This window comes from Rothia uropygialis, from assembly GCF_004137765.1.
Classification (GTDB): Bacteria; Actinomycetota; Actinomycetes; order Actinomycetales; family Micrococcaceae; genus Rothia.
In genome coordinates this window covers 60,597-80,981 of record NZ_NOIS01000005.1, presented here as the reverse complement: position 1 = coordinate 80,981, position 20,385 = coordinate 60,597, and the positions used below count along the sequence as shown (strand labels likewise).

17 protein-coding genes are annotated in these 20,385 nt (G+C 62.1%); 13 read left to right on the top strand and 4 right to left on the bottom strand.

The genetic code is table 11. From position 1 onward, the window contains the following. Window position 1 precedes the first annotated feature (1 nt). The 6 genes from EWV35_RS11490 to EWV35_RS11465 all read left to right on the top strand — a co-directional run bounded on the left by EWV35_RS11490 (window position 2) and on the right by EWV35_RS11465 (window position 6,049). The gene (locus EWV35_RS11490) at window positions 2-1,372 is read left to right on the top strand and encodes a M16 family metallopeptidase (RefSeq protein ID WP_129662055.1); all 1,371 of its coding nucleotides are present in this window, start codon (window positions 2-4) and stop codon (window positions 1,370-1,372) included. A 40-nt stretch (window positions 1,373-1,412) separates the two neighbouring features. Further along, window positions 1,413-1,727 carry a DUF3870 domain-containing protein gene (locus EWV35_RS11485; RefSeq protein ID WP_129662053.1) on the top strand — a complete coding sequence of 105 codons (315 nt, stop codon included), beginning with the start codon at window positions 1,413-1,415 and terminating at the stop codon, window positions 1,725-1,727. Between the two features lie 119 nt (window positions 1,728-1,846). Beyond that, window positions 1,847-3,001 carry a DUF819 family protein gene (locus tag EWV35_RS11480; protein WP_129662051.1) on the top strand — a complete coding sequence of 385 codons (1,155 nt, stop codon included), beginning with the start codon at window positions 1,847-1,849 and terminating at the stop codon, window positions 2,999-3,001. Window positions 3,002-3,036: 35 nt separating this feature from the next. Next, window positions 3,037-4,149 (top strand): dipeptide epimerase, encoded by a 1,113-nt coding sequence (locus tag EWV35_RS11475; RefSeq protein WP_129662049.1) that lies wholly within the window; start codon window positions 3,037-3,039, stop codon window positions 4,147-4,149. Then, window positions 4,146-5,195 (top strand): C40 family peptidase, encoded by a 1,050-nt coding sequence (locus EWV35_RS11470; RefSeq protein ID WP_129662047.1) that lies wholly within the window; start codon window positions 4,146-4,148, stop codon window positions 5,193-5,195. Before EWV35_RS11475 ends, EWV35_RS11470 begins: the two co-directional genes overlap by 4 nt. A gap of 167 nt (window positions 5,196-5,362) precedes the next feature. Next, window positions 5,363-6,049: a GDSL-type esterase/lipase family protein gene (locus EWV35_RS11465; RefSeq protein WP_165168540.1), complete on the top strand. Its 687-nt coding sequence runs from the start codon at window positions 5,363-5,365 to the stop codon at window positions 6,047-6,049. A 65-nt stretch (window positions 6,050-6,114) separates the two neighbouring features. Here the strand turns inward: EWV35_RS11465 and EWV35_RS11460 are convergent, their stop codons facing one another. From EWV35_RS11460 to EWV35_RS11445, 4 genes are read right to left on the bottom strand one after another with little or no spacing between them, the layout of a single operon-like run. Beyond that, on the bottom strand, window positions 6,115-7,272 hold the full coding sequence (locus tag EWV35_RS11460) for an isochorismate synthase (RefSeq protein WP_129662043.1): 1,158 nt from the start codon (window positions 7,270-7,272) through the stop codon (window positions 6,115-6,117). Further along, window positions 7,269-8,069, bottom strand: coding sequence for an SDR family oxidoreductase (locus EWV35_RS11455; RefSeq protein WP_165168538.1), 801 nt, complete (start codon window positions 8,067-8,069; stop codon window positions 7,269-7,271). Before EWV35_RS11455 ends, EWV35_RS11460 begins: the two co-directional genes overlap by 4 nt. Beyond that, entirely contained in the window at window positions 8,066-8,731 is a 666-nt protein-coding gene (locus EWV35_RS11450; RefSeq protein WP_238654463.1) for an isochorismatase family protein, read from the bottom strand. The genes EWV35_RS11455 and EWV35_RS11450 overlap by 4 nt, the downstream gene beginning before the upstream one ends. Window positions 8,732-8,775: 44 nt before the next feature. Further along, a complete protein-coding gene (locus tag EWV35_RS11445; RefSeq protein ID WP_165168536.1) occupies window positions 8,776-10,020 on the bottom strand; it encodes an alpha/beta hydrolase-fold protein in 1,245 nt (414 codons plus the stop codon). Window positions 10,021-10,324: 304 nt separating this feature from the next. Here EWV35_RS11445 and EWV35_RS11440 point away from each other — a divergent pair, with 304 nt between their 5' ends. From EWV35_RS11440 to EWV35_RS11410, 7 genes are all read left to right on the top strand, one after another. Next, a complete protein-coding gene (locus EWV35_RS11440; protein ID WP_129662038.1) occupies window positions 10,325-11,440 on the top strand; it encodes a nucleotide disphospho-sugar-binding domain-containing protein in 1,116 nt (371 codons plus the stop codon). Beyond that, the gene (locus tag EWV35_RS11435) at window positions 11,441-15,166 is read left to right on the top strand and encodes an ABC transporter ATP-binding protein (protein WP_342210835.1); all 3,726 of its coding nucleotides are present in this window, start codon (window positions 11,441-11,443) and stop codon (window positions 15,164-15,166) included. Window positions 15,167-15,212: 46 nt separating this feature from the next. Beyond that, window positions 15,213-16,382 (top strand): heme/hemin ABC transporter substrate-binding protein, encoded by a 1,170-nt coding sequence (locus EWV35_RS11430; RefSeq protein ID WP_129662034.1) that lies wholly within the window; start codon window positions 15,213-15,215, stop codon window positions 16,380-16,382. A gap of 6 nt (window positions 16,383-16,388) precedes the next feature. Beyond that, window positions 16,389-17,447, top strand: a complete 1,059-nt coding sequence (locus EWV35_RS11425) for a FecCD family ABC transporter permease (protein WP_129662032.1) — start codon at window positions 16,389-16,391, stop codon at window positions 17,445-17,447. Continuing rightward, entirely contained in the window at window positions 17,444-18,310 is an 867-nt protein-coding gene (locus EWV35_RS11420; RefSeq protein WP_202976093.1) for a heme ABC transporter ATP-binding protein, read from the top strand. The genes EWV35_RS11425 and EWV35_RS11420 overlap by 4 nt, the downstream gene beginning before the upstream one ends. 66 nt (window positions 18,311-18,376) lie before the next feature. Further along, window positions 18,377-20,119: a (2,3-dihydroxybenzoyl)adenylate synthase gene (locus tag EWV35_RS11415; RefSeq protein ID WP_129662030.1), complete on the top strand. Its 1,743-nt coding sequence runs from the start codon at window positions 18,377-18,379 to the stop codon at window positions 20,117-20,119. Window positions 20,120-20,146: 27 nt separating this feature from the next. Then, window positions 20,147-20,380, top strand: a complete 234-nt coding sequence (locus EWV35_RS11410) for a phosphopantetheine-binding protein (RefSeq protein WP_129662028.1) — start codon at window positions 20,147-20,149, stop codon at window positions 20,378-20,380. The last annotated feature ends 5 nt before the right edge of the window (window positions 20,381-20,385 follow it).

Genomic DNA, 20,385 nt, shown 5'->3' with positions numbered 1-20,385 from the left:
CATGCCATACGCATTGGGCTTGAACCCCGAGGACCTCGTGGAAGAGCTGAATTACGAGGAAGGGCGCCTCGTGTGCGCGGGGGAAGGCGGCAATGAAGTCCGCCGTTCCGTCCTGCCCGGAGGCGTACGCGTTCTGACCGAACGCATGCCTGGCCAGCGCAGCGTCGCGTTGGGATTCTGGCTCGGCGTGGGGTCGCGTGATGAGACACCGGGCATGTATGGTTCGACGCACTTCTTGGAACACTTGCTGTTCAAAGGAACCCCATCACGCAGCGCGCTTGACATCGCGGAAGAGTTCGACGCCGTCGGCGGCGAATCCAATGCGCTGACGGCCAAAGAACATACCTGCTACTACGCGCGAGTCCTGTCCGAAGACGTTCGCATGGCTGTGGAAGTCATCGCGGACATGGTGACCTCGGCGAAGATCGATCCCCGCGAACTCGAGCAGGAACGCGGGGTCATTCTCGAAGAGATCGCCATGGACCTCGACGACCCGACCGACGTGGCCTTCGAGAACTTCACCGCGAAGATCATGGGTCAGCACCCTTTGGGCAGGCCGATCGGCGGCACACCGTCCGAGATCACGAGCGTCGCGCGCGAAGCGGTGTGGGAGCATTACAAGAAGCATTACACTCCGGATCGTTTGGTCATCTCCGCGGCGGGCGGGCTCGAACACCGCGAAATCGTCCGGCTCGTTCTCGACGCCCTCGAGGTCGCCGGGTGGGATCTCACGGAAGGTGCGATTCCCGCGGCCAGACGGGTCCGCCACCCGACCGATATTTCGCCGGAATTCGGTGGCCACACGGTCGACCGGCCCTTCGAGCAGGCCAACGTGATTCTGGGAACCACGGGTCTAATCGCCGGGTCACAGCAAAGATTCGCGATGTCCGTGCTCAACGCGTGCCTGGGCGGTGGGATGTCCTCTCGTCTGTTCCAGGAGATCCGCGAAAAGCGCGGACTCGCCTACAACACATTCTCTTTCGGCGGTTCCTACTCCGACGCCGGTTATTTCGGAATGTACGCGGGGTGCACCGCTGACAAGGCGCCCGTAGTCGTGGACCTGATGAGAGCCGAATTGGACCGCCTCGCGGACAAGGGCCTGCAGGAGACGGAGTTGGATAAGGTCACGGGACAACTCAGCGGCGCAACGATTCTCGGCAGCGAGGACGCCGGATCCCGCATGTCCCGACTGGGCCGATCCGAATTGGACACCGGCCATTTCACGGACCTCGACGAACTCCACGACAACATTCGTGCGGTCACGGCACAGGAAGTCCAAGGCCTCGCCGGGGAACTGGCAGCACGCGATACCGTGACCACCTGGGTCGGAACCGGGGTCGCCGCGGCACGCCAAGCCGCCGTCGGCTCGTAATAGCTATGTTTTGAATGTGATCTGGGTTAAGGTTTTACGCATGTGTTCCTCGATCTTCGTGACAGGCGAAGCGAAGTCCCCGTCGAATAACCCGATCACCAACCAGTTCGGTCTCTTCTTCATCGGGCTCATCATCGATACGGACACTCACCGAATTCTCGATGCAGAATGCACGGCGACGTTGGCGCTGACGAATACCTTCGTCAGGAGCTTGATCGTCGGGGCCAGCATCGAAGAGGAGGAAAGCCTGGCGGAGCAGATCTCCGTCAGATACCACGGGTCGTCACAACGGGCCTTGATCACCGCGTTGCACAATGCGGCGACCAAGTATCGTTGCGCGACCACCAAGACTTGACAGGCATCCCCTGATTGCCTGGTCCCTCGGCGGGGACCGGATCCAGTCGGAAATACCAGACAACTTTGTCCCGGTGTTTCCGACTTTTTTGTTACAAGGGGTGCGGGAAGGAAACGAGCATGATCACCGATGGCTTCCTCTTCTTGGGGGTCTTGCTTGCACTGGCCGCCATCATCGTGTTTTGCGAGAAGCGCTCTCGCTACAAATTCTTTCGATACGTTCCGGGCTTCGTGCTCATGTACATCGTCACGGCGCTGCTCAACACGGTGGGGGCATTCGGCCAGAGTGACGACGTCGTGGACCTGGGCTCGGGAGTCCAAGATGCTCTCTTGCCGGCAATGATCCTGTTGCTTCTGTTCCAATGCGACGTCCGCAAGATCATCAAACTCGGTCCCAAACTTCTGCTGACCTACGTGGTCACGGCATTCAGTATTTTCGTCGGATTCGTGGTGGCGTACCTGATCCTCCACAGCGTCCTCGATCCCGAAGCCTGGAAAGCGCTCGGGGCGCTTTCCGCTTCCTGGACCGGCGGTTCGGCCAATATGGTCGCCGTGCAATCGATCCTGCAGGCGCCCCAGGACGTCTTCGGTTACGTTCTGATCGTCGACACGATTGTGTACTCGGTGTGGTTGCTGGTCATGTTCGGATCCGTCTCGATTTCGGACAAATTCAACGCCTGGACCAAAGCCGATACCCGTTATCTCGATGTCCATTCGAATGCCGAAGAAGGACCGGCGCAGAAGCCGATCGATCTGGTGTCACTGATCTGCGTGATCGGCTTCAGCATTTTCATCTCCTCCGCGGCAACCAAAGTCGGAGAATTGCTCCCGGAAATCGGCGTTGTGGTCACCTCCAGCACCTGGACGATTCTCATCGTCAGCGTCCTGGGGCTGGTTATCGGTTCGACGAAACTCGGCAACGTCGCGGGATCCAACGAAATTGCGATGGTCATGCTCTACCTGATCATCGGAATCATCGCCTCCCAGTCCGACTTCGCGTCGCTCGGACAGGCCCCGCTCTACCTGGTGGCCGGTGTGATTGTGATGATCGTCCACATCGGGATCGTGGTCATCTACGCCAAATTGACCCGGACGGAGCTATTCAGCCTGGCGGTTGCCAGTACAGCGAATATCGGCGGTATCGCTTCCGCACCCGTGGTAGCCAGCGCGTTCAACCGCCAACTCGTGCCCGTTGGTGTGCTCTTCGCCTTGATCGGGGCATTTGCGGGCACCTTCTTCGGACTCATGACCGCCCAAGTTCTGTCGGTTCTGTGATGCCACACTCCACGTCAGGGAAGGAAAAGAAAAATATGGTTTCGAACGGACAAATCCGGGTGCGGGACATCCGTGCCATGCCGTACAGCGGGCCTCTCAAGCGCCCCTTTGTCACCTCGCGCCGACGCGTCGATTCCGTCCAAGGGGTCCTCGTCGAAATGGATCTCGATGACGGCTCCCACGGATTCGGCACCGCCGCGGAAACGTGGGCAGTCACCGGAGAATCCGTCGCCTCTGTCCTCGCCGCGATCAACGGACCCGTCTTCGAGGCCCTCATCGGAGAGGAGATGTCCTTGCGGGAAGCGGAGGACGCGCTCGCGGGCAGTTGCGAAGGCAATATGAGCGCCAAAGCCGCGGTCGACGTCGCTCTCCACGATGCGTGGGCATCGAGCCTGGGGCTGCCCCTCGTCGCGGCGCTCGGCGGGCGCAGCGATGCGCACGCCGTGACCGACATGACGATCAGCTTGGGGACGCCGGATTCCATGGCCCGGGAAGCCGTCACGGCCAGCGAGGAAGGCTTCGAAATTCTCAAGATCAAGTTGGGCAGCGACCCGCGGACCGATCTGGACAGGCTCGAGGCGGTCCACGAAGCGGTCCCGTCCGCACGGTTTCGGCTGGATGCCAACCAGGGGTGGGAAGCCAAGGAAGCGATACGCATGATTCGGCGTCTTGAAGATACGGGGATACCGGTGGACCTCGTCGAACAACCCACGCCCAAGGAGAACTTGGAAGCCCTCGCGAAGGTAACGGCCGCCGTCGAGACCCCGATCATGGCCGACGAATCGGTGGCTACCGAGCACGACGCCCTGAACGTGCTCCGCCGGGAGGCAGCGGATCTGCTCAACATCAAACTCGCAAAATGCGGAGGCATTCGCTCGGCCATGTCGATCGCCGATCTGGCGGCTGCCTGCGGCGTCGGCTGCATGATGGGGGCCATGATGGAACCTCGCGTTTCCATTGCCGCGGCCGCGCACGCGGCGCTGGCTCATCCGAACATTCAGCTGATTGACTTGGACTCCGCCGAATGGATCCAAGACCCACGCATCGCGCGAGGGTACGAGCGCGAGGGGTCAAGAATTTCCCTCGCTGAGACTCCGGGGCTCGGCATGGACCTTGACCCCTCACTCACGGAAGGAACAGCATCATGAGATTTCACCGAATTATCGCGGCCGCCGGAGCACTGGGGCTGGCATGTTCTCTCGCCGGATCACCGGCCATGGCGGAGTCCGACGGAGCAAGCGCCCAGGATGCCTTGCCTGGTGAGGGGATCAGCGTCGGCGACACTGCATTCGTCGACACTACGGTCGCAACCCTGTGGGGCGAGCCCGGCAAGGATCGACCGATCGACAAACCGTCCACAACCAACCCGGTGGATCTCGACCAGTGGAACAAGAATATGGAGGATACCGAAACCCGAGGCTGGCTGACCGGCAACACGGAAACCCAGGCAGTCTACGGCTCCGAGGTTTCGGTCACCGAAATTCAGGGCGACTGGTCCAAGGTCGTGGTACATGACCAATCGACCCCGAAGAACGAACAGGGGTACCCGGGGTGGGTTCCGACTCGGCAATTGATCGAGAACAACACCTTCGACCACCAGAAGGATGCCCGTCAACGAGCGGTCGTCACATCGAAGAAGTCCACGCTGACCAATGACTCGGGGAACGCGGACGAGAACCTGGAGCTGAGCTTCAATACCGAGCTTCCTGTGGTCCAGCAGACCGGATCCGGGGTGCAAGTCAGCCTGCCCGACGGTGGTACGGGTTGGGTCCGGCCGGACGACGTCGCGATCTATTCCCCGGGTGACGGACCATCCCGTCCGACCGGCAGCGAGGTAGTCGAAACCGGCAAACAGTTCTTGGGCCTGCGTTACCTGTGGGCCGGCGTCTCAGCCTACGGATACGACTGCTCCGGCTTCACCTACAGCATGTACCGAGCCCACGGGATCGATATCCCGCGCGACGCGGACGCACAGGCCGAATTCGGTCAGGACGTCGCGGAAAGCGACTTGCAACCCGGCGACCTGCTGTTCTTCGCCCAGCCGGGAGGCACGGGTGCCGTTCACCACGTCGGCATGTACATGGGCGACGGGAAAATGATCCACGCCCCCAACGAGTCGACCACCGTTTCGATCACCGACTGGAAGCAGTGGGACTCGAAGAGCGAGTTCTCAGGTGCCAAGAGAATGCTCTGATCTTGTGTGCGCCACGGCCCGGGCGCAGAACGCGTCATCGGGCCGCGGCTGCCACACCATGGCGATGATGTGTACTACGTTTCTGGGTAAGAACCTGTGACCGGACGGGTCTTGGGACGAACGACAAAGGGACGGGACACAACATGTCGAGAGGGCTGAAGAATATTGTGAATTCCTCACAGGCAGCGGCGGACACAGCGGACAGGACCGGTGCGACGACCGCCTTGCGAAGACGCGTCAGAAGCAGACTGTCAGCGCGGCGATACAAACCTCAGCAAATCAGCCGGCGGTCCCAGCTGGACACGTTGCCATTGCCTGCGGGGCGCGTGGTTTTTCTCGGAGACAGCATCACCGAACAAGGGCAGTGGCAGGAATGGTTCCCGGACATCCCCGTCGTCAATCGCGGAGTCGGAGGAGAGACCAGCGGGGAAATACTCGAACGGGTGGATGGCGTCATCAACAGCCCGTCGGCCGTCATGCTCCTGATGGGTACCAACGACATCGGCCAGGGGCAACCGACCGAAGGAATCCTGAACAACCTCGCCGGGGTCTTGGACCACATCCATTATTGCGCCCCGGGGACGCCCGTGGTGGTCCAGTCGATCATGCCCCGGGCTCTTTCCTACCGCGGCGAGGTTCTCTGGGCCAATGAGAGAATCCGGGAGATCGTTGCCTCGTACCCGGAGGATATTCGGTACCTCGACCTGTGGCCGGCATTGGCTACCCCGGAGGGGACCTTGCGTCCGGAACTGAGCGAAGACGAACTCCACCTCAACGGACCCGGGTATCAGGCGTGGGTCCGTGTCCTTGAGCCTGTTCTTCGAGAAGTCACCGTCGGCTCGCCCACGGGGTAAACCGCAGAACGTCCCCGACGGCTTTGGAAGCCGCCGGGGACGTTCTGTCCGGTGAACCAATCCGCTCAGGCCAGCCCCTCCAGCGTGCGCAATATTGTCCCGAACTTGGAGGCCGTCTCGGCGTGTTCGCTCTCGGGCGTGGATCCCTGGACGATACCGGCTCCCGCGTAGAGCGTAATGTTCCGCTCCTGAATGCTCGCACACCGAAGAACGAGGGACCACCGACCGTTTCCGGTGGAATCGGTCCATCCCACCAAGCCGGAATAGTAACGCCTGGATTGGCCTTCGAGATCTCGAATCGCCGCGACGGCCTGCGCCGCCGGTGTTCCACCCACGGCAGGGGTCGGGTGGACGGCCAGGGCCGCCTCCAGCGCCGAAACGCCTGGCTTCAGAAGACCCGTGATCCGGGTCCCCAAATGCCACATGGAGTCCGTCCCGAAGAGCTCCGGTTCGGCGGGGACACGGAGTTCACGCGCGAGAGGGCAGAGAGCATCGCGGATATGTCGGGTCACGAAGCCGTGTTCGTGTATGTCCTTGGGCGAGGAGCCGAGAAGTCGGGCGGCCTCGTCGGCCTCGGGCCCGTCCGGTGAACGACCGAGGGAACCTGCCAAGGGATGGGTCACGAACCTGGACTCGTTGACATCCGCAATGATTTCCGGGCTGGCACCGAGCCATGTCACCCCGTCGCTCAGCCGCATCCGAAAGATATCGGCCCTGCCTCCTGCCGCGGAGAGCCGCTCCAGGATCCGTTGCTCGGCAGATTCCGGGTCCTCTCCCGGAAGGGGCAAGGTCATCGAACGGGACAGCACGATCTTCTTCATCTCGCCGAGCTCGATCCGGTCGAGGGCTTCCGAGACGATTCTCCGGTAATGCGGAGAATCCGGTGTGGTGTGCCGTGTTGTCGGAGCCGAAACTGTACGTCTCGACACCTTCTGCGGAATCCACGCTGCATCGCCAGTTATCCGCAACTCGGCCGGCTCTGAAGTGTCGAAGGGAATGATGCCGTAGAGCACCTGCGTCCGGCTCGTGGCCTGCTCTCGGTCGCGCAACCGATTCATGAGGTCGCCGGCCGCACCCGATTCGTGGGCGAACACCGGGTGCAGAATCTCACCGCCCGATGCCTCGAGTGCCCATTGGCCTGATGAGAACGTGAAATTCGGTTCGGGGTCCGTGGCTCGGTCCGGGTTTGTCGCCGGATGCGCCGTCAGCGTAGAGGAATTCATCGTTGGGTGGCTCCTCCGTCTACGGTCAGCTCCGCCGCCGTGATGTGAACTGCCCTCGCCGAAACCAAGAACTCGACGACCTCAGCGATATCCGCGGGCTCGGCGATGCGCCCCAACGGGATGCCGGTCCGATACAGACGGGAATCGCCCGCCACGGTCTGTTCCGTGCGGTCGGCACCTTGCCACAGGGACTCCACCATGGGAGTGCGCGTTGTACCCGGGTTTACGACGACGCAGCGGATTCCGGCCGAACCGATCTCCAATCCGAGGCTGCGGGTGTAGTGGGAGGCGAAGGCCTTGCTAGCACCATAAGCGGCGAAGTCAGCACGCGGTCCGGTGCCCGCGTTGGACGCGACCGTCACGATGGATCTTTCAGGGCGTTGACCCGGCTCGTGATCAGCCTGCCGGACCATGACGCGAGCGGCGGTGGAACTGACGTTGACGACACCGAGCGCATTGACCTCAATCATGTGACGGACTTCCGATTCGGGGGCTTCCAGCGCCGGTCCGGTCGCGATGATTCCGGCAGCGTTGATCACTGACCGAAGACGGTACCGTGAGGACAATTCGTCGAAAACCTCCGTGACCGCCTCAGCGTCCGTGACATCGAGGTCGATGTACTCGACCCCCGAATGTCTCTGCTCGTCGGTACCATGAGTGGCCGCGCCGGTACGGTCCGTCGAAATGACCACGGCATCACGGTGATCGGCAGAGCGGCGCCTCAACAGGCTGACAATCTGGCCTCCGATCCCTCCCGAGCCGCCTGTTACGACAATTGCGTGAGGAAGTTCTTTCACGAAGCCATCTCCTCGAGTGGACGCAAAGCAGCACCGAACTCTTCTACCAGGGCCGAGGTTGCGCACACCTGGCCGCAGCGGCCGGCGACGTAATCGAGGGCCATCTGATGGTGGTCACGGTCGAAATCCGCTTGGGCATCGGCAACGAAGAAGACCTGGATACCCCTCATATACGCTTCCAACGCGGTAGCCAGGCACCCGATGTGGGAATAGACCCCGGTGATCACCAGCTGGTCCTTCCCATGATTGCGCAACCGGTGTTCGAGGTCGCTGCGGTAGAACGCACTGTATCGCCACTTCGTCAGAACTGTGTCTACCGCATCGGGAGCGAGCTCGTCGATGATTCGGGCCGCCTCCTCATCCGTCAGTCCCGGGCCCCAGAAGTCCGTCAGCAACTGGCGGTCGGCAGGGTCCTGGGACGGAGGCTGGGCGGTGTAGACCACTGGAACCTCTGCGCGGTGAAAAGCCTGACGGAGGGCCGCAGTGTTGTTCACCGCGGCATTGATCTGCGAATCCGGCGAGCGATCGAATGCGTCGATGAAATGGTTCTGCATGTCGTGGATCAGGAGCAAGGCCCGTTGGGGGTCAAGCCGCCACTCCGTCCGGTTCGGCCAGGGCATGGGGGAATCGAGGCGATAGGGCAGGATGCTGGGCAGTGGCAAAGGGTCTCCTCACAGGTGGGGTCGAGATGATGGGAATTGCTTTCTCACCGAGAAAGCAAAGACATGAATGTGTGGTTGAGACCGTCGAGGACGGCCCCACGCCACCAGGCGAAATCGTGCCCTCCGGCGTACGTATCGAACGTTGTTGCCCAACCCGCGTCGAGCATGACCCGGTGGAGTATTCGGCCACGGGGAAGGGTCAGCCCCTCGCGCTCGCCGACGGCCACGCTGACTCTGACGTCGCCGGACGCGGATTGGTGAAACCTTTCGGTGATCCAGTCCATTCCTTCACGGGTTCCGAGATCTCGGGGTTTCGAGGCCCCGTCGGGGGTCCACCACAGTGAGGGCGAATGGGCCAGGGCATGACCGAAGACGTCGGGAAGTTCGAGGGCGGCGACGAGCGCGGAAAGACCTCCGAGACTTTGGCCGACGATCACGCGGCCTTCACGCCCGGATAATTCCACTCCGGCGGATCGCGCGCGCTCCTCGGCCCAAGCAATGGAATGTTCCGCCACGTCGCGCAGGAAGACCGAGTTCGCGCCGAGATGGGCAATCCGATCGGGAGTATCGGTATTGGAGATGCCCAATACGGCCAGCGGGGGTATTCGCCCGGCCTCGACCGCGGCTTCGATCGCCTGGTGGAGCGAGAGATTGCCGAACCAGATCTCCGCGTCGAAGATTGTGACCAAGGGTACAGTGCAACCGCCGACTCCCGGCGCTTCCAGAGACGGAACATAAAGCCAGTGGTCGCGGGCGGTTTCCTCGGCGACGTCGCCGGGCAGCGTCCTCGTGCTCCTGAAGATGCGGCCTTCCACGATCCGTGACTTGTGTCCGTCCCATTCTCGCTGGGCGGGGGAGAGCGGCCCCGAATACAGGGAAAGTCCGTGGGTGCCGCGATCCACGAGAGGATCCGAGGCGTTGAAGGCGTCCCGAAGCGTGTCGTATCGGTTGAATCGGGGCGGGCCCGGGCGCGGGGTCTCCTCGGGCTTCATGGGTTTGAAGCCGTAGCTGACCCGCAAATTCGGCTCGAGCTCCAAAGTCCTGACCCAGATATCGGTTCCGGGAACGTGCCGCATCAGACCGTGGTCGTAGTTGTCCTTGTCCGTGACTCGGTTCATGGCGAGGTGAACGGATTCGGCTCCCTGCGGGTCGTCCTGGACGTGGGCTCCCCGCCAGAGAAAAGTAACCCTGTTCGAATCGGGGTCGTTCATCGGAGTGCCCCACCGAGCCACCTGCTCCCACCATTGGTGAAGTTCACCGGTCTCGGCGTGCGCCCAGGATCGGATCACAGCGTCTTCGTCTAAGAAGCAAGTGATCCTCGAAGGGGGGTTCCGGCAGTTCATCGTTGGGGTGCATCCTCAAAGGTTGTCAGTCGTTTGCGGCATTCTTAGGGATCTTCCGCAAATAGGCTATAGAAATCTAACTTATTTCATATCCAATCTCGGCGCGCAAGCGAGTGACGAGAAGCGCGGCGAGAATCACGCCTCAGATTGAAATGTTGTTTGACTTGATGGACAACAACTCGCGGATATGGTTAGGCTCAACAAACATCGTATGCAGTAAAGCTTAGCTCCCGGAATTCTAAGGATATTGATGAGAGTCCTCGTGATCGGTCCGCCCCTTTATGGGCTGTTGTACCCCGTGATTTCCCTGGCTCAGGGGTTCAGGGCGGCAGGGCACGAGGTGGTCGTGGGAACCGCCGGTGAAATGGCACAGCGTGTTGTCCAAGCCGGTCTCGTGTCCTTCGACGCTGCCCCGTGCCTCGACCCGGACGCCGAATACCGACGTCGGGAAGCAGAGCGGAAACGCCAGAATCTGGGGACGAAGCCGGGAGACTTCTCATTCTTCAGTCACGAAATGACGGACCGATTGGTCGAGTTCACGGGTCAGTGGCGCCCCGACCTGATCGTCTATCCGCCGCTTGGAGTGGTCGGCCGGCTGCTGGGTGCCCGATTCGGAATACCGACTGTTCTGCAGACCGTAGGATTTGCACACCAGCAGAAGCATGTGGACACGGTCACCAGCTCATTGAGGGAGAAATTCAAGGAGCACGGCGTCGGCGAACCGCGTGAGGACGTGGCCTGGCTCGACGTCGCACCCCCCAGCATGAGCGTTCTCGCGCACCCGAAGGACAGAACCCTGCCTATGCGATACGTTCCGTACAACGGCGGAGCTGTCTTCCAGGATTGGTGGCTTCGTCCCAGCAAACCTCGCGTCCTGGTGAGCCTTGGAACTCTCAAGCCCATGGTGGATGGACTCGATCTGATTCAGTGGGTCATGCACCGGGCTGACGAGATCGATGCCCAAGTGGTCCTTCAACTCAAGGACAACGCGCGCGAAGAACTCGTCGACGAACTCCCCGACAACGTCGTCCTGACCGACTGGATCCCCATGGGCGGCTTGGTCAGCAACTCCGATGTCTTCATCCATCACGGCGGAGCCGGAAACACCTTTACCGCTTTGGCCGCGGGGGTTCCTCAGATCGTCTTCGGCGAGGGAGCCGACCGACCCATGAACGCCAAAATCGTTCAGGACCGCGGCTGCGGGATCGTGCCTGACGAGGAAGGCCTCACCGCGGACACGATTCGCGCCGTGGTCGACGGGCCTGCGTATAAGAAACAAGCCGATCAGGTCCGCTCGGAGATCCAGGCCATGCCGGGACCGGCCGAGATCGCCGACCGGTTGGCCGACGTCTTGGCGGGGGTGTAGATCATCTCTTCGACCGTTCACACCGGAGCCGAGGCTCTCCGAAAAGACGGTGGTCTCCGTCGACTGATTCGTGTCTGCTGCGAATTTCCTCGCCTTGTTGTCCTGATTCTTATCGTTTCCGTCGCAACGATCGCGGCCGTCGTTGCCGGTCCTCTGCTGACGAGAGAAGGCATTAACGGGGCCATGGACGGGGAGGTCTCCAAACTGTGGTGGCTCGGGGCCGGACTCGTGGCGATTGCCGCATTCGACTTCCTGGGTGACTACTTGCGTCGCTTCGCGGCAGGCAAGCTCTCCCTGCGCGTGCAGCACCGTCTCAGGAGCCGGGTCTTCGACTCGATTCAGGGGCTCGACGGTCCTGCTCAGGATTCGTTGCGGACCGGACAAGTCGTCTCGCGCACCAACAACGATCTGCAACAGGTCCAGTCCATGCTGCAGATGTGCCCGGTCCCCGTCTCTGTCATCTCGTACTACGTCTTCGGGATCGGGGTCATGCTCTGGCTGTCACCGAGTCTGACCCTCATCGCCGTGTCCGTCGTATTTTTGCTCGGTCTGACTGCATGGCGTACACGAAAGCGGGTATTCGAGACGTCGGCCAGGGCGCAGCACGACGTCGGGCAGATCACCGAGAACATTCGCTCGGCCCTGTCCGGGATCTCGGTCGTCAAGTCATTCGTCCAGGAGGCCCGCCATGTGACGTGGGTCGAGAAGGCAGGCCGTTGCCTTTTCTCCCGCCGAATGCAGACCATGCGGGCCCAGGCCGCACCCAGCGCGACGATGCTTGCCCTTCCGCCCGCAGGGCAGGCTGCACTGCTCCTTGTCGGCGGCTGGCAGGTCACCACGGGACGCCTTGACCTCGGGACCTTTGTTGCGTTCTCCACGTACTTGAGCATGCTGACCGGTCCGACCCGCGTCATGGCCTCGTTTCTGGTGATCGCGCAGCGGACCCGCACGTGTGCGGAAAGAATCTTTGAGCTGACGGATGCCAAGCCCGAGATGAGGGACGGCGAGGCAACCCCGCCCCGGAGCGCCGGATTGGAAATGCGCAACGTTTCCTTCGGATACACCTCGGACGAACCCGTTCTTCGCGACGTGAACCTGACCGTCGGGCCCGGGGAGACCGTCGCGGTCGTCGGGGCCTCCGGATCCGGAAAATCAACCCTCGCGCTTTTGGCGCCGCGCTTCTACGACGTCAGCGGTGGCTCCGTGCTCATCGGCGATCCGGCGGACGCCTCGGCCGGTCCCGAGGACGAGCGCCCCCGCGACGTCCGGGAATTGAAGCTCAAGGAACTTCGGCGGAACGTCGGGGTGGTTTTTGAAGATCCGTTCCTTTTCCGCGCCACGGTGCGAGACAACATCGCATACGGAACTCATGAGTGTTCGGACGAGGACATCCGGACCGCGGCCCGAGCGGCTGGAGCCGACGAATTCATCGCGGGTCTGGACCGCGGGTACGAGACCGAATTGGCCGAAGGCGGAAAGAACCTCTCGGGCGGACAGCGGCAACGAATTGCCCTGGCCCGAGCCCTGCTGACCCAGCCCAAGGTGCTCATCGTCGACGACGCCACAAGCTCTGTGGACGCGACCACGGAGAGCGGTATCAACGAAACCCTGCGGCACTACGCGAACGCCGACGGTCAGGCAGATCCCTCAGCCCGCCGCTGCACACTCTTGATCGCCCGACGCCGCAGTACCCTCGACCTCGCGGACAGGATCGTCGTCCTGGATCGTGGCCGGACCGTGGGCGTCGGTACGCGCGAACAGCTGCTTCAGGGCTGTCCGCAATTCGTCGAGCTCATGGCCGGTGGACACGAGGCCATCGACCGAGTTTCCGGTGATGCGAATCTTTGGCCCGAGGCCGAGGACGTGGACGGTACCCAGGATGATTTGGCAACCGATGAGCCGGAAGACAACTCGGCGAAACGCGGCTCGTGGCTCACGACCCTTCCCGAATCGGCGGTGAATATGGCCGCCGATCCGAAGGTCACGCGCGTCGAACAGATGTTGAAGCCCGTCAAAGGCCTCTTCGGCGCGGCCCTAATCCTGATTGCCCTGAGCGCGTTGGTCAACGTGCTGGTACCCCTCATGATCCAACGAGGCATCGATCTCGGGATCGCGCCAGGGGACCACTCGACGTTGCTCCTCTACGCGGTACTCGCGTGGGTCCTGATCGCCGGGGACTGGTTCTTCTACATCGGTCAATCGCTGTTCAGCTCGAAAGGCTCGGAAGCCGTTCAATACGGTGTCCGTGTGCGCAGCTTCCGTCACGTGCTCGGATTCTCACTTCCGTACTTCGAGAAGGAGCAGGGCGGACAGGTTATGACCCGGCTGACCGTCGACGTCGATTCGCTCTCACGTTTCCTGCAGACGGGCTTGGTCAACGGGACGATGTCCCTGATCTCGATGTTCGGGATCGGAGTCGCCATGCTGATCTTCAACCCGTTGCTCGCCGTCATTGCTTTGTCCCCGATGCCGCTGGTTCTCATAGCGACCCTGATTTTCCGCAAGCTGTCCACCAAGGCCTACGACCAGGCGAGAGAGGACATCGGGAAGGTCAACAGCTCTCTGCAGGAGAACATCTCCGGTCTGCGTGTGGTCCAATCGCACGGAAAACAGTCCGTGGCGGCCGGATTCTTCCAGAAGGTCTCCGACACGTACCGGAAATCCCGCGAGAAGGCACAACGCTACATTGCCCTCTACTTCCCGTTCGTGGTGTTCTGCGCCCAGGTATCCAACGCATTGGTCCTCGTCGCCGGCGCGCACTTCGTCTCCGATGGCAGCCTGACGCCCGGCATCATGGCCGCGTTCTTGTTGTTCCTGGGACAGTTCTATGCGCCGATCCAGCAGCTGGCCAATATTTTCGATTCGTACCAGCAGGCGCGAATCGGCCAGAAGCGGACCGACGAACTGTTGTCCACCCCGCAAGAGGAAAACGACCTCGTGGATCCCGGCGAGCCGCATTCGCAGGATTCAGGTCGACTCTCGGGTGACATCCGTTTGAGCGGGGTCGGCTACACCCACGATGGTGCCTCCCAGCCGGCCCTGAAGGACATCGACCTTGAACTCGAGAGAGGATCGAGCCTCGCCGTGGTGGGGAGCACCGGTGCCGGGAAAACGACTTTGGTCAAGGTCATGGCGTGGCTCTACCAAGCCGACCACGGTCGAGTGCGGGTCGGTGGCAGAGAACGCGGTGGCCTAAATCGGCAGACCTATCGGCGGCGAGTCGGTGTGGTCGACCAGGCGCCGCACCTTTTCGACACCACGATCGCCGAGAACATCCGGTATGCACGGCCCGGCGCGACGGATGCCGAGGTCGAAGAGGCCGCACGGCGCAGCGGGGCGATCCTCGCGATTGCTCGGCTGCCCGGAGGTTTTCGGTACCGCGTCGACGACGGCGGGGCGAATCTCGCCCAGGGTCATCGCCAGCTCATTGCGCTCGCCCGGGCCGAGCTCGCCGGAACGGATCTGCTGCTCCTGGACGAGGCCACGGCGCACCTCGACGCCGCATCTCAATCGGCCGTCATGGATGCGCTAGAAACCACGGACGCGACCTCCGTGATCGTCGCACACAGGCTCGCAACGGCCGCTCGGTGCGACCGCGTCGCCGTCATGGAGAACGGTCGGATCGTCGAATTCGGAACCCATGACGAGCTGATCCGACTGGGTGGCAGGTACTGCCAGCTCAACGCTTCCGCCGCCCCCGCAGCCGCAGCTTCCGAGCGAGGCTGAAGAAACCCCAAGGAAGGGCCTCGTCGGCCCGAAGAGAAGAGGAAACATGTCACCGCATCATGAGAACCGAATCGAATCGACGACCGTAGCTGTCGAGGAGAGCGAACGGGCGTACCGTCCCTCGGACGGAAGCAACGACACAAGACGCTCCCGCCACGCCAGGGCAGGCCTGCGCGCGGCGGGCGCGGTCGCCGCACTGAGCATCGGGGCACTGGTTCTGGCCGGTTGCGGCGACGCGGCCACTACCGCCTCCGAAGGGGACCAGGCCAGCTCTAGCTCGGAGTCCTCATCGTCCGGCAGTGGACAGGACCTCAAGCTGCCCTCCGGCTGGAAGTACGCGGTCGGCACAACCGACTTCGAGGACATCAAGGCCGATCCCCACCTGCCCACCACGGTCAAGGACGGAACCGGGACCGAGGTCACGGTCAAGGACGCGTCCAAGATCATCTCGGCAGGAGACGGCATTTCGTCGACTTTGGCGGCCCTCGGGCTCCAGGACAAAATCTACGCCGCCCCCAACAACAGCACCTCGCCCGCCGGAAAGGATGCCCCGGAGCACTTCGAGTTCAGCAAGCAGACCGGAACCGAAGGACTTCTGGCCCTGGACGGAACCTTGTTCATTGGGGACAACACCAAACGGCACGGTGACGTTGCACAGCAGTTCCGTGACGCCGGGACCGACGCCGTCGTGGTGGACGACCAAACCACCCAGGCGGACAAACTTCAGGCAGTGGCCGACTACGTGGGCGCTCACGATGCCGGCGTGAAGCTCGTGGACTCCTTGAACGCGGATATGGACAAGGCCAAGAAGAAGGTCAAGGACTCCAACCTCCAGGACCACAAAGTGATTCAGGTCACCTCCAACGGGGCCGGTGGCCAGAACTCGGTTGCGGGTACAGGAACACCCGGAACCGAGATGATCGAAAGCCTCGGCATGAAATCCGTGGGGGCCGAGAGCGGGCTGCGCGGCCTGTCCCGTGAATTCAGCAACGAGGGGATCCTGGCTTCCGATCCGGACGTGATCGTACTGGCCGAATCGGACTACGAGGCTTGGGGAGGAGAAGACGGATTGTGGGAAGCATTCCCGACCCTCAAGGAGACCAAAGCCGGTAAGGAAGGGCGAATCGTGGTCATGCCGGACGCCCAGGTTCGCTACTCGAGCCCTGAACTGGGCGCCGGGGCGGAAGCGCTCGCCAAGGCAATTTCGGAGTTCTGAGACTGAATGCCGACAACACGCAGAAATTCGCACGGCGAGGAGATCCGTCGCCTTCCTCTCTCCGCGACGTTGACCCTTGGGGTTGTGCTCCTGCTCGCCCTCATGGTCCTCTCAGTCTCGATCGGACCTGTGCGGGTCATGCTCGTCGATGTGTGGCACATCCTCTCGGCACCCCTTCTCGGTGGCGACGAGTCGCTGAACCAGCGTGATGTTTCTGTGGTGTGGCAGTTGCGGGTTCCCCGCATTCTCCTCGGGGTGATGGTTGGTGCCGCGCTGGCCATATCGGGTGCATGCCTTCAGAGCCTCTTCAACAATCCGCTGGCCGACCCCGGCATCGTCGGGGTCACCAGCGGGGCGTCCGTCGGCGCGGTCGGCGCGATCGTTCTGGCCGGTGGGTTCGCAACCCAGTGGGTCGTTCCCCTGGGCGCATTCGCCGCCGGCCTGGCCGTTACGGCGCTGATCTACCTCTTGGCCAGACCAGGCCGGACCACGGGTACGGCGAGGATGCTCCTCGTCGGAATCGCGGTTGGTTCAGCCTGTCAGGCCCTGGTCGGATTCTTCACCTATATTGCCGATGATTCGCAGCTTCAGACCCTGGTCTTCTGGCAAATGGGTTCGTTGGGACGGGCCAATTGGGCACAGCTGGCCGGTGTTGCGCCGATTTTTCTTGTCGGCATGCTCCTGGTCCTTCGCTTGTCCAAGACTCTCGATGTACTGACCCTTGGCGAGCGGCAAGCTCAGCACTTGGGCCTCAACGTCAAGGTCAGTCGATTCGTGGTGATCGTGACCACGGCACTGTTGACCGCGGCCGCCGTCGCGTTCGCCGGGTCCATCGGTTTCGTCGGGCTCGTCGTCCCTCACATCATGCGTTTCATTGTCGGCCCGGGACACAAAGCCCTGCTGCCGGCCTCGGCTATCGCCGGAGCCGTATTGGTCGTGGCCGCCGATGCCGCCTCGCGCACCCTGAACCCGCCGACCGAAATACCCATTGGTTTGTTCACGGCCGCGGTGGGTGCGCCCTTCTTCCTGTTCCTGATCCTGCGGGAGAAAAGGAGGATCTCATGATCCGCAAGGACCGCTCGTCACGGAGGCAAACCAACCGAGCGCCCGAAGCAGCTTCGAAGCACCCCGCGGACTCCTCGACCACGGGAGGCAATACCGAATTCGGGGTCATCGACGTGACCAGCGCCGGTTACACGATCGGCGGCAAAACCCTGATTGACGACGTCACCTTCAGTCTCCGTTCCGGGACGCTCACGGCGCTCGTGGGACCCAACGGTGCCGGCAAATCCACGATGTTGGGTCTGCTCGCAGGAGACTTCGAACCCAGCCGCGGAAAGATCCTTCTCGGCGGCCGCACCCCCAGGCAATGGCACGCATTGGAGCTTGCCCGCCGGCGTTCCGTGATGCTTCAGCAGCAGACCACGCACTTCGGGTTCAGCGTGGAAGAAGCGGTGACAATGGGGCGTCTGCCACACGACGTCGACGATCAGCGTGACCGCCAGATTGTCGAGGACGCGTTGGACGGCTCGGATCTGGTGCGTCTGCGCCGTCGCGACGTCACGACTCTTTCTGGGGGCGAATCCGCGCGAGTAGCGTATGCCCGAACCGTCACCCAAACCACCCCGATCATGCTCTTGGACGAACCGACCGCCGCGATGGACCTCCAAAATCAGGAGTCTCTTCTCCGGTCCGCCAGGAGCCTTGCGGACCAAGGCACCGCCCTGGTCGTGGTTCTGCACGACCTGAACCAAGCCGCTAGGTATGCGGACCGGGTTCTCATGTTCTCCCGCAGCCGACTTGTCGCAGACGGTTCGCCTCCCGATGTGCTGACTCCCGAACGCGTCGAAGAGGTCTACGGCCAGAAGGTTTACCTGATGGACCACCCGCAGACAGGCGCTCCGGTTCTCGTCCCGGCACACGATTGATTCCGCACGGCGAGCGGACGGGCGATTCGCCGAATCCAGTCCCTTCAACATGAAAGAAGCACGTAGATGACGTCCCTAATGGGCCACGGTCGAAGCCCACTGGCCGAATTCCCCGGCATTCCGGAAGAATTCGCCCAAAAGTACCGCGATGCGGGTTACTGGATCGATGAAAATCTCCAGGAATTCATCCTGGCCCGCTGCCGTGAATTCTCGGAACGGACCGCAGTGGTCGCCCACAGCGCCCGAACCTCCGACGCGAGCAGTCTCGCCACCGTGACCTGGACCTATGCCCAGCTGGAGGAGGAAGCCCGACGTGCCGCCCGGGTGCTGGCGGATGCCGGAGCGGTCCCGGGGGACCGCGTCCTGCTGCAACTACCGAACACGGCCGAGTACATGGCCTATATGTGCGGTTGTTTTCTCCTGGGAGTCGTACCCGTCTTCACTCTGCCCAAACATCGCGCGATGGATATGTACCAGTTCGCCCGGAAGACCGACGCCGCCGCGCACGTGGTGTGTCAAGGGGCCGAAGACTTCGACTACCTCGACTTGTACCGCCGGTACGCGGGAGACCTGCGCGCGGAAGGGCTCGTGCCACCCGTTCTCGTCGAGGTCGGTGGGTACTCGGGCGAGGTCGACGCCGGCGTCGTCGTGGTCAGGCAGAGTCCTGAACCGCTGGCCGATTTGCCTGCGCCGGTTCGGAACCGGGGCGCGGAACGTCTGAGCGAAAATGTCGCGTTCCTGCAGCTTTCGGGCGGCACGACCGGCATCTCCAAGCTCATCCCGAGAACCCATGCCGACTACCTGTACTCGGTCCGGGAATCGGACAGGATCTGCGGAGTCGACCAAGAAACCGTGATGCTCGTGGCACTTCCCGCTGCGCACAATTTCACCATGAGTTCCCCGGGCATCCTCGGTGTACTGCATGCGGGCGGAAGTCTCGTCTTCGCGGCGGATCCCAGCCCGCAAACCTCATTCGGCTTGATCGAACGCGAGCGCGTGACGATGGCTTCGCTCGTCCCTCCGCTCCTGCAGGCCTGGATTGCCTCGGCCCAACGCAGGATCCCCGATCTCGGCAGTCTCGAATTGATTCAGGTCGGCGGCGCCAAACTGGCTCCGAGCGTCGCCGAAAAGGTCTTCCCGGTTCTGGGCGCGAGGCTCCAACAGGTCTTCGGAATGGCGGAAGGTCTGGTCAATTACACTCGTGATTCCGACCCGGACCAGGTTGTTTTCACAACCCAGGGGCGTCCTATCAGCCGGGATGACGAGATCGTCATACTCGACGAGGACGACCAACCCGTCGCATCGGGAGAAGCGGGACATTTGCTGACCCGAGGCCCGTACACGATCCGCGGATATTACCTGGAAGAGAATGCGAATCTCTTCAGCTTCACGGAGGAAGGCTACTACCGCACCGGCGACATCGTTCGGCGCCATCCGGACGGGCATCTTGAAGTAACTGGAAGAGCCAAGGACCAGATCAACAGGGCCGGAGAGAAGATCGCTGTCGACGAGATCGAGGATATCGCCCTGACTGCCGCCGGAGTGGCCGACGCCGTCGTCGTCGGTATCGCGGACCAAGACGTGGGGGAGCGGGTCGGACTCGTGGTGCTGCCGCAACCGGACGCTAACTTCGGTTCGGACCCCAGATCCTATTTCCGAACGTATTTCCGCGACCGGGGCGTAGCGGAATTCAAGATTCCCGAACGCGTGGAAATCCGCTCGAGCCTTCCGATGACCAATGTCGGCAAGATCTCTCGTCGCCATCTGCGCACGGCCTTGGCCGAAGACATGGCCGCGACCAAACCGTAATTGTCCGTCAACATAAGGAGAAAAACCATGGTCGATGACTCGACCCTCAAGAGCGTCCTGGCCCCTCACCTGAGCGAGTCAGGTTCCTTGGACAAAGCATTTGATGAACCCGAATCGAATCTCTTCGACCTCGGAATGGATTCCATTTCGGCCTTCGCCCTGTTGGACGACCTCCAGGACCACGGTGTGACCTTGGAATTTACCGAATTGATCGCCGATCCGAGCGTGAAGTTTATTCGCGAAGCGTCAGAGAGGGGTTAGAGGAA

Excerpts from the sequence above, each read along its gene's own strand:
- EWV35_RS11490 (WP_129662055.1), top strand. The coding sequence starts at position 2 with ATGCCATACGCATTGGGCTTGAACCCCGAGGACCTCGTGGAAGAGCTG.
- EWV35_RS11485 (WP_129662053.1), top strand. The coding sequence starts at position 1,413 with ATGTGTTCCTCGATCTTCGTGACAGGCGAAGCGAAGTCCCCGTCGAAT.
- EWV35_RS11480 (WP_129662051.1), top strand. The coding sequence starts at position 1,847 with ATGATCACCGATGGCTTCCTCTTCTTGGGGGTCTTGCTTGCACTGGCC.
- EWV35_RS11475 (WP_129662049.1), top strand. The coding sequence starts at position 3,037 with ATGGTTTCGAACGGACAAATCCGGGTGCGGGACATCCGTGCCATGCCG.
- EWV35_RS11470 (WP_129662047.1), top strand. The coding sequence starts at position 4,146 with ATGAGATTTCACCGAATTATCGCGGCCGCCGGAGCACTGGGGCTGGCA.
- EWV35_RS11460 (WP_129662043.1), bottom strand. The coding sequence starts at position 7,272 with ATGAATTCCTCTACGCTGACGGCGCATCCGGCGACAAACCCGGACCGA.
- EWV35_RS11440 (WP_129662038.1), top strand. The coding sequence starts at position 10,325 with ATGAGAGTCCTCGTGATCGGTCCGCCCCTTTATGGGCTGTTGTACCCC.
- EWV35_RS11430 (WP_129662034.1), top strand. The coding sequence starts at position 15,213 with ATGTCACCGCATCATGAGAACCGAATCGAATCGACGACCGTAGCTGTC.
- EWV35_RS11425 (WP_129662032.1), top strand. The coding sequence starts at position 16,389 with ATGCCGACAACACGCAGAAATTCGCACGGCGAGGAGATCCGTCGCCTT.
- EWV35_RS11420 (WP_202976093.1), top strand. The coding sequence starts at position 17,444 with ATGATCCGCAAGGACCGCTCGTCACGGAGGCAAACCAACCGAGCGCCC.
- EWV35_RS11415 (WP_129662030.1), top strand. The coding sequence starts at position 18,377 with ATGACGTCCCTAATGGGCCACGGTCGAAGCCCACTGGCCGAATTCCCC.
- EWV35_RS11410 (WP_129662028.1), top strand. The coding sequence starts at position 20,147 with ATGGTCGATGACTCGACCCTCAAGAGCGTCCTGGCCCCTCACCTGAGC.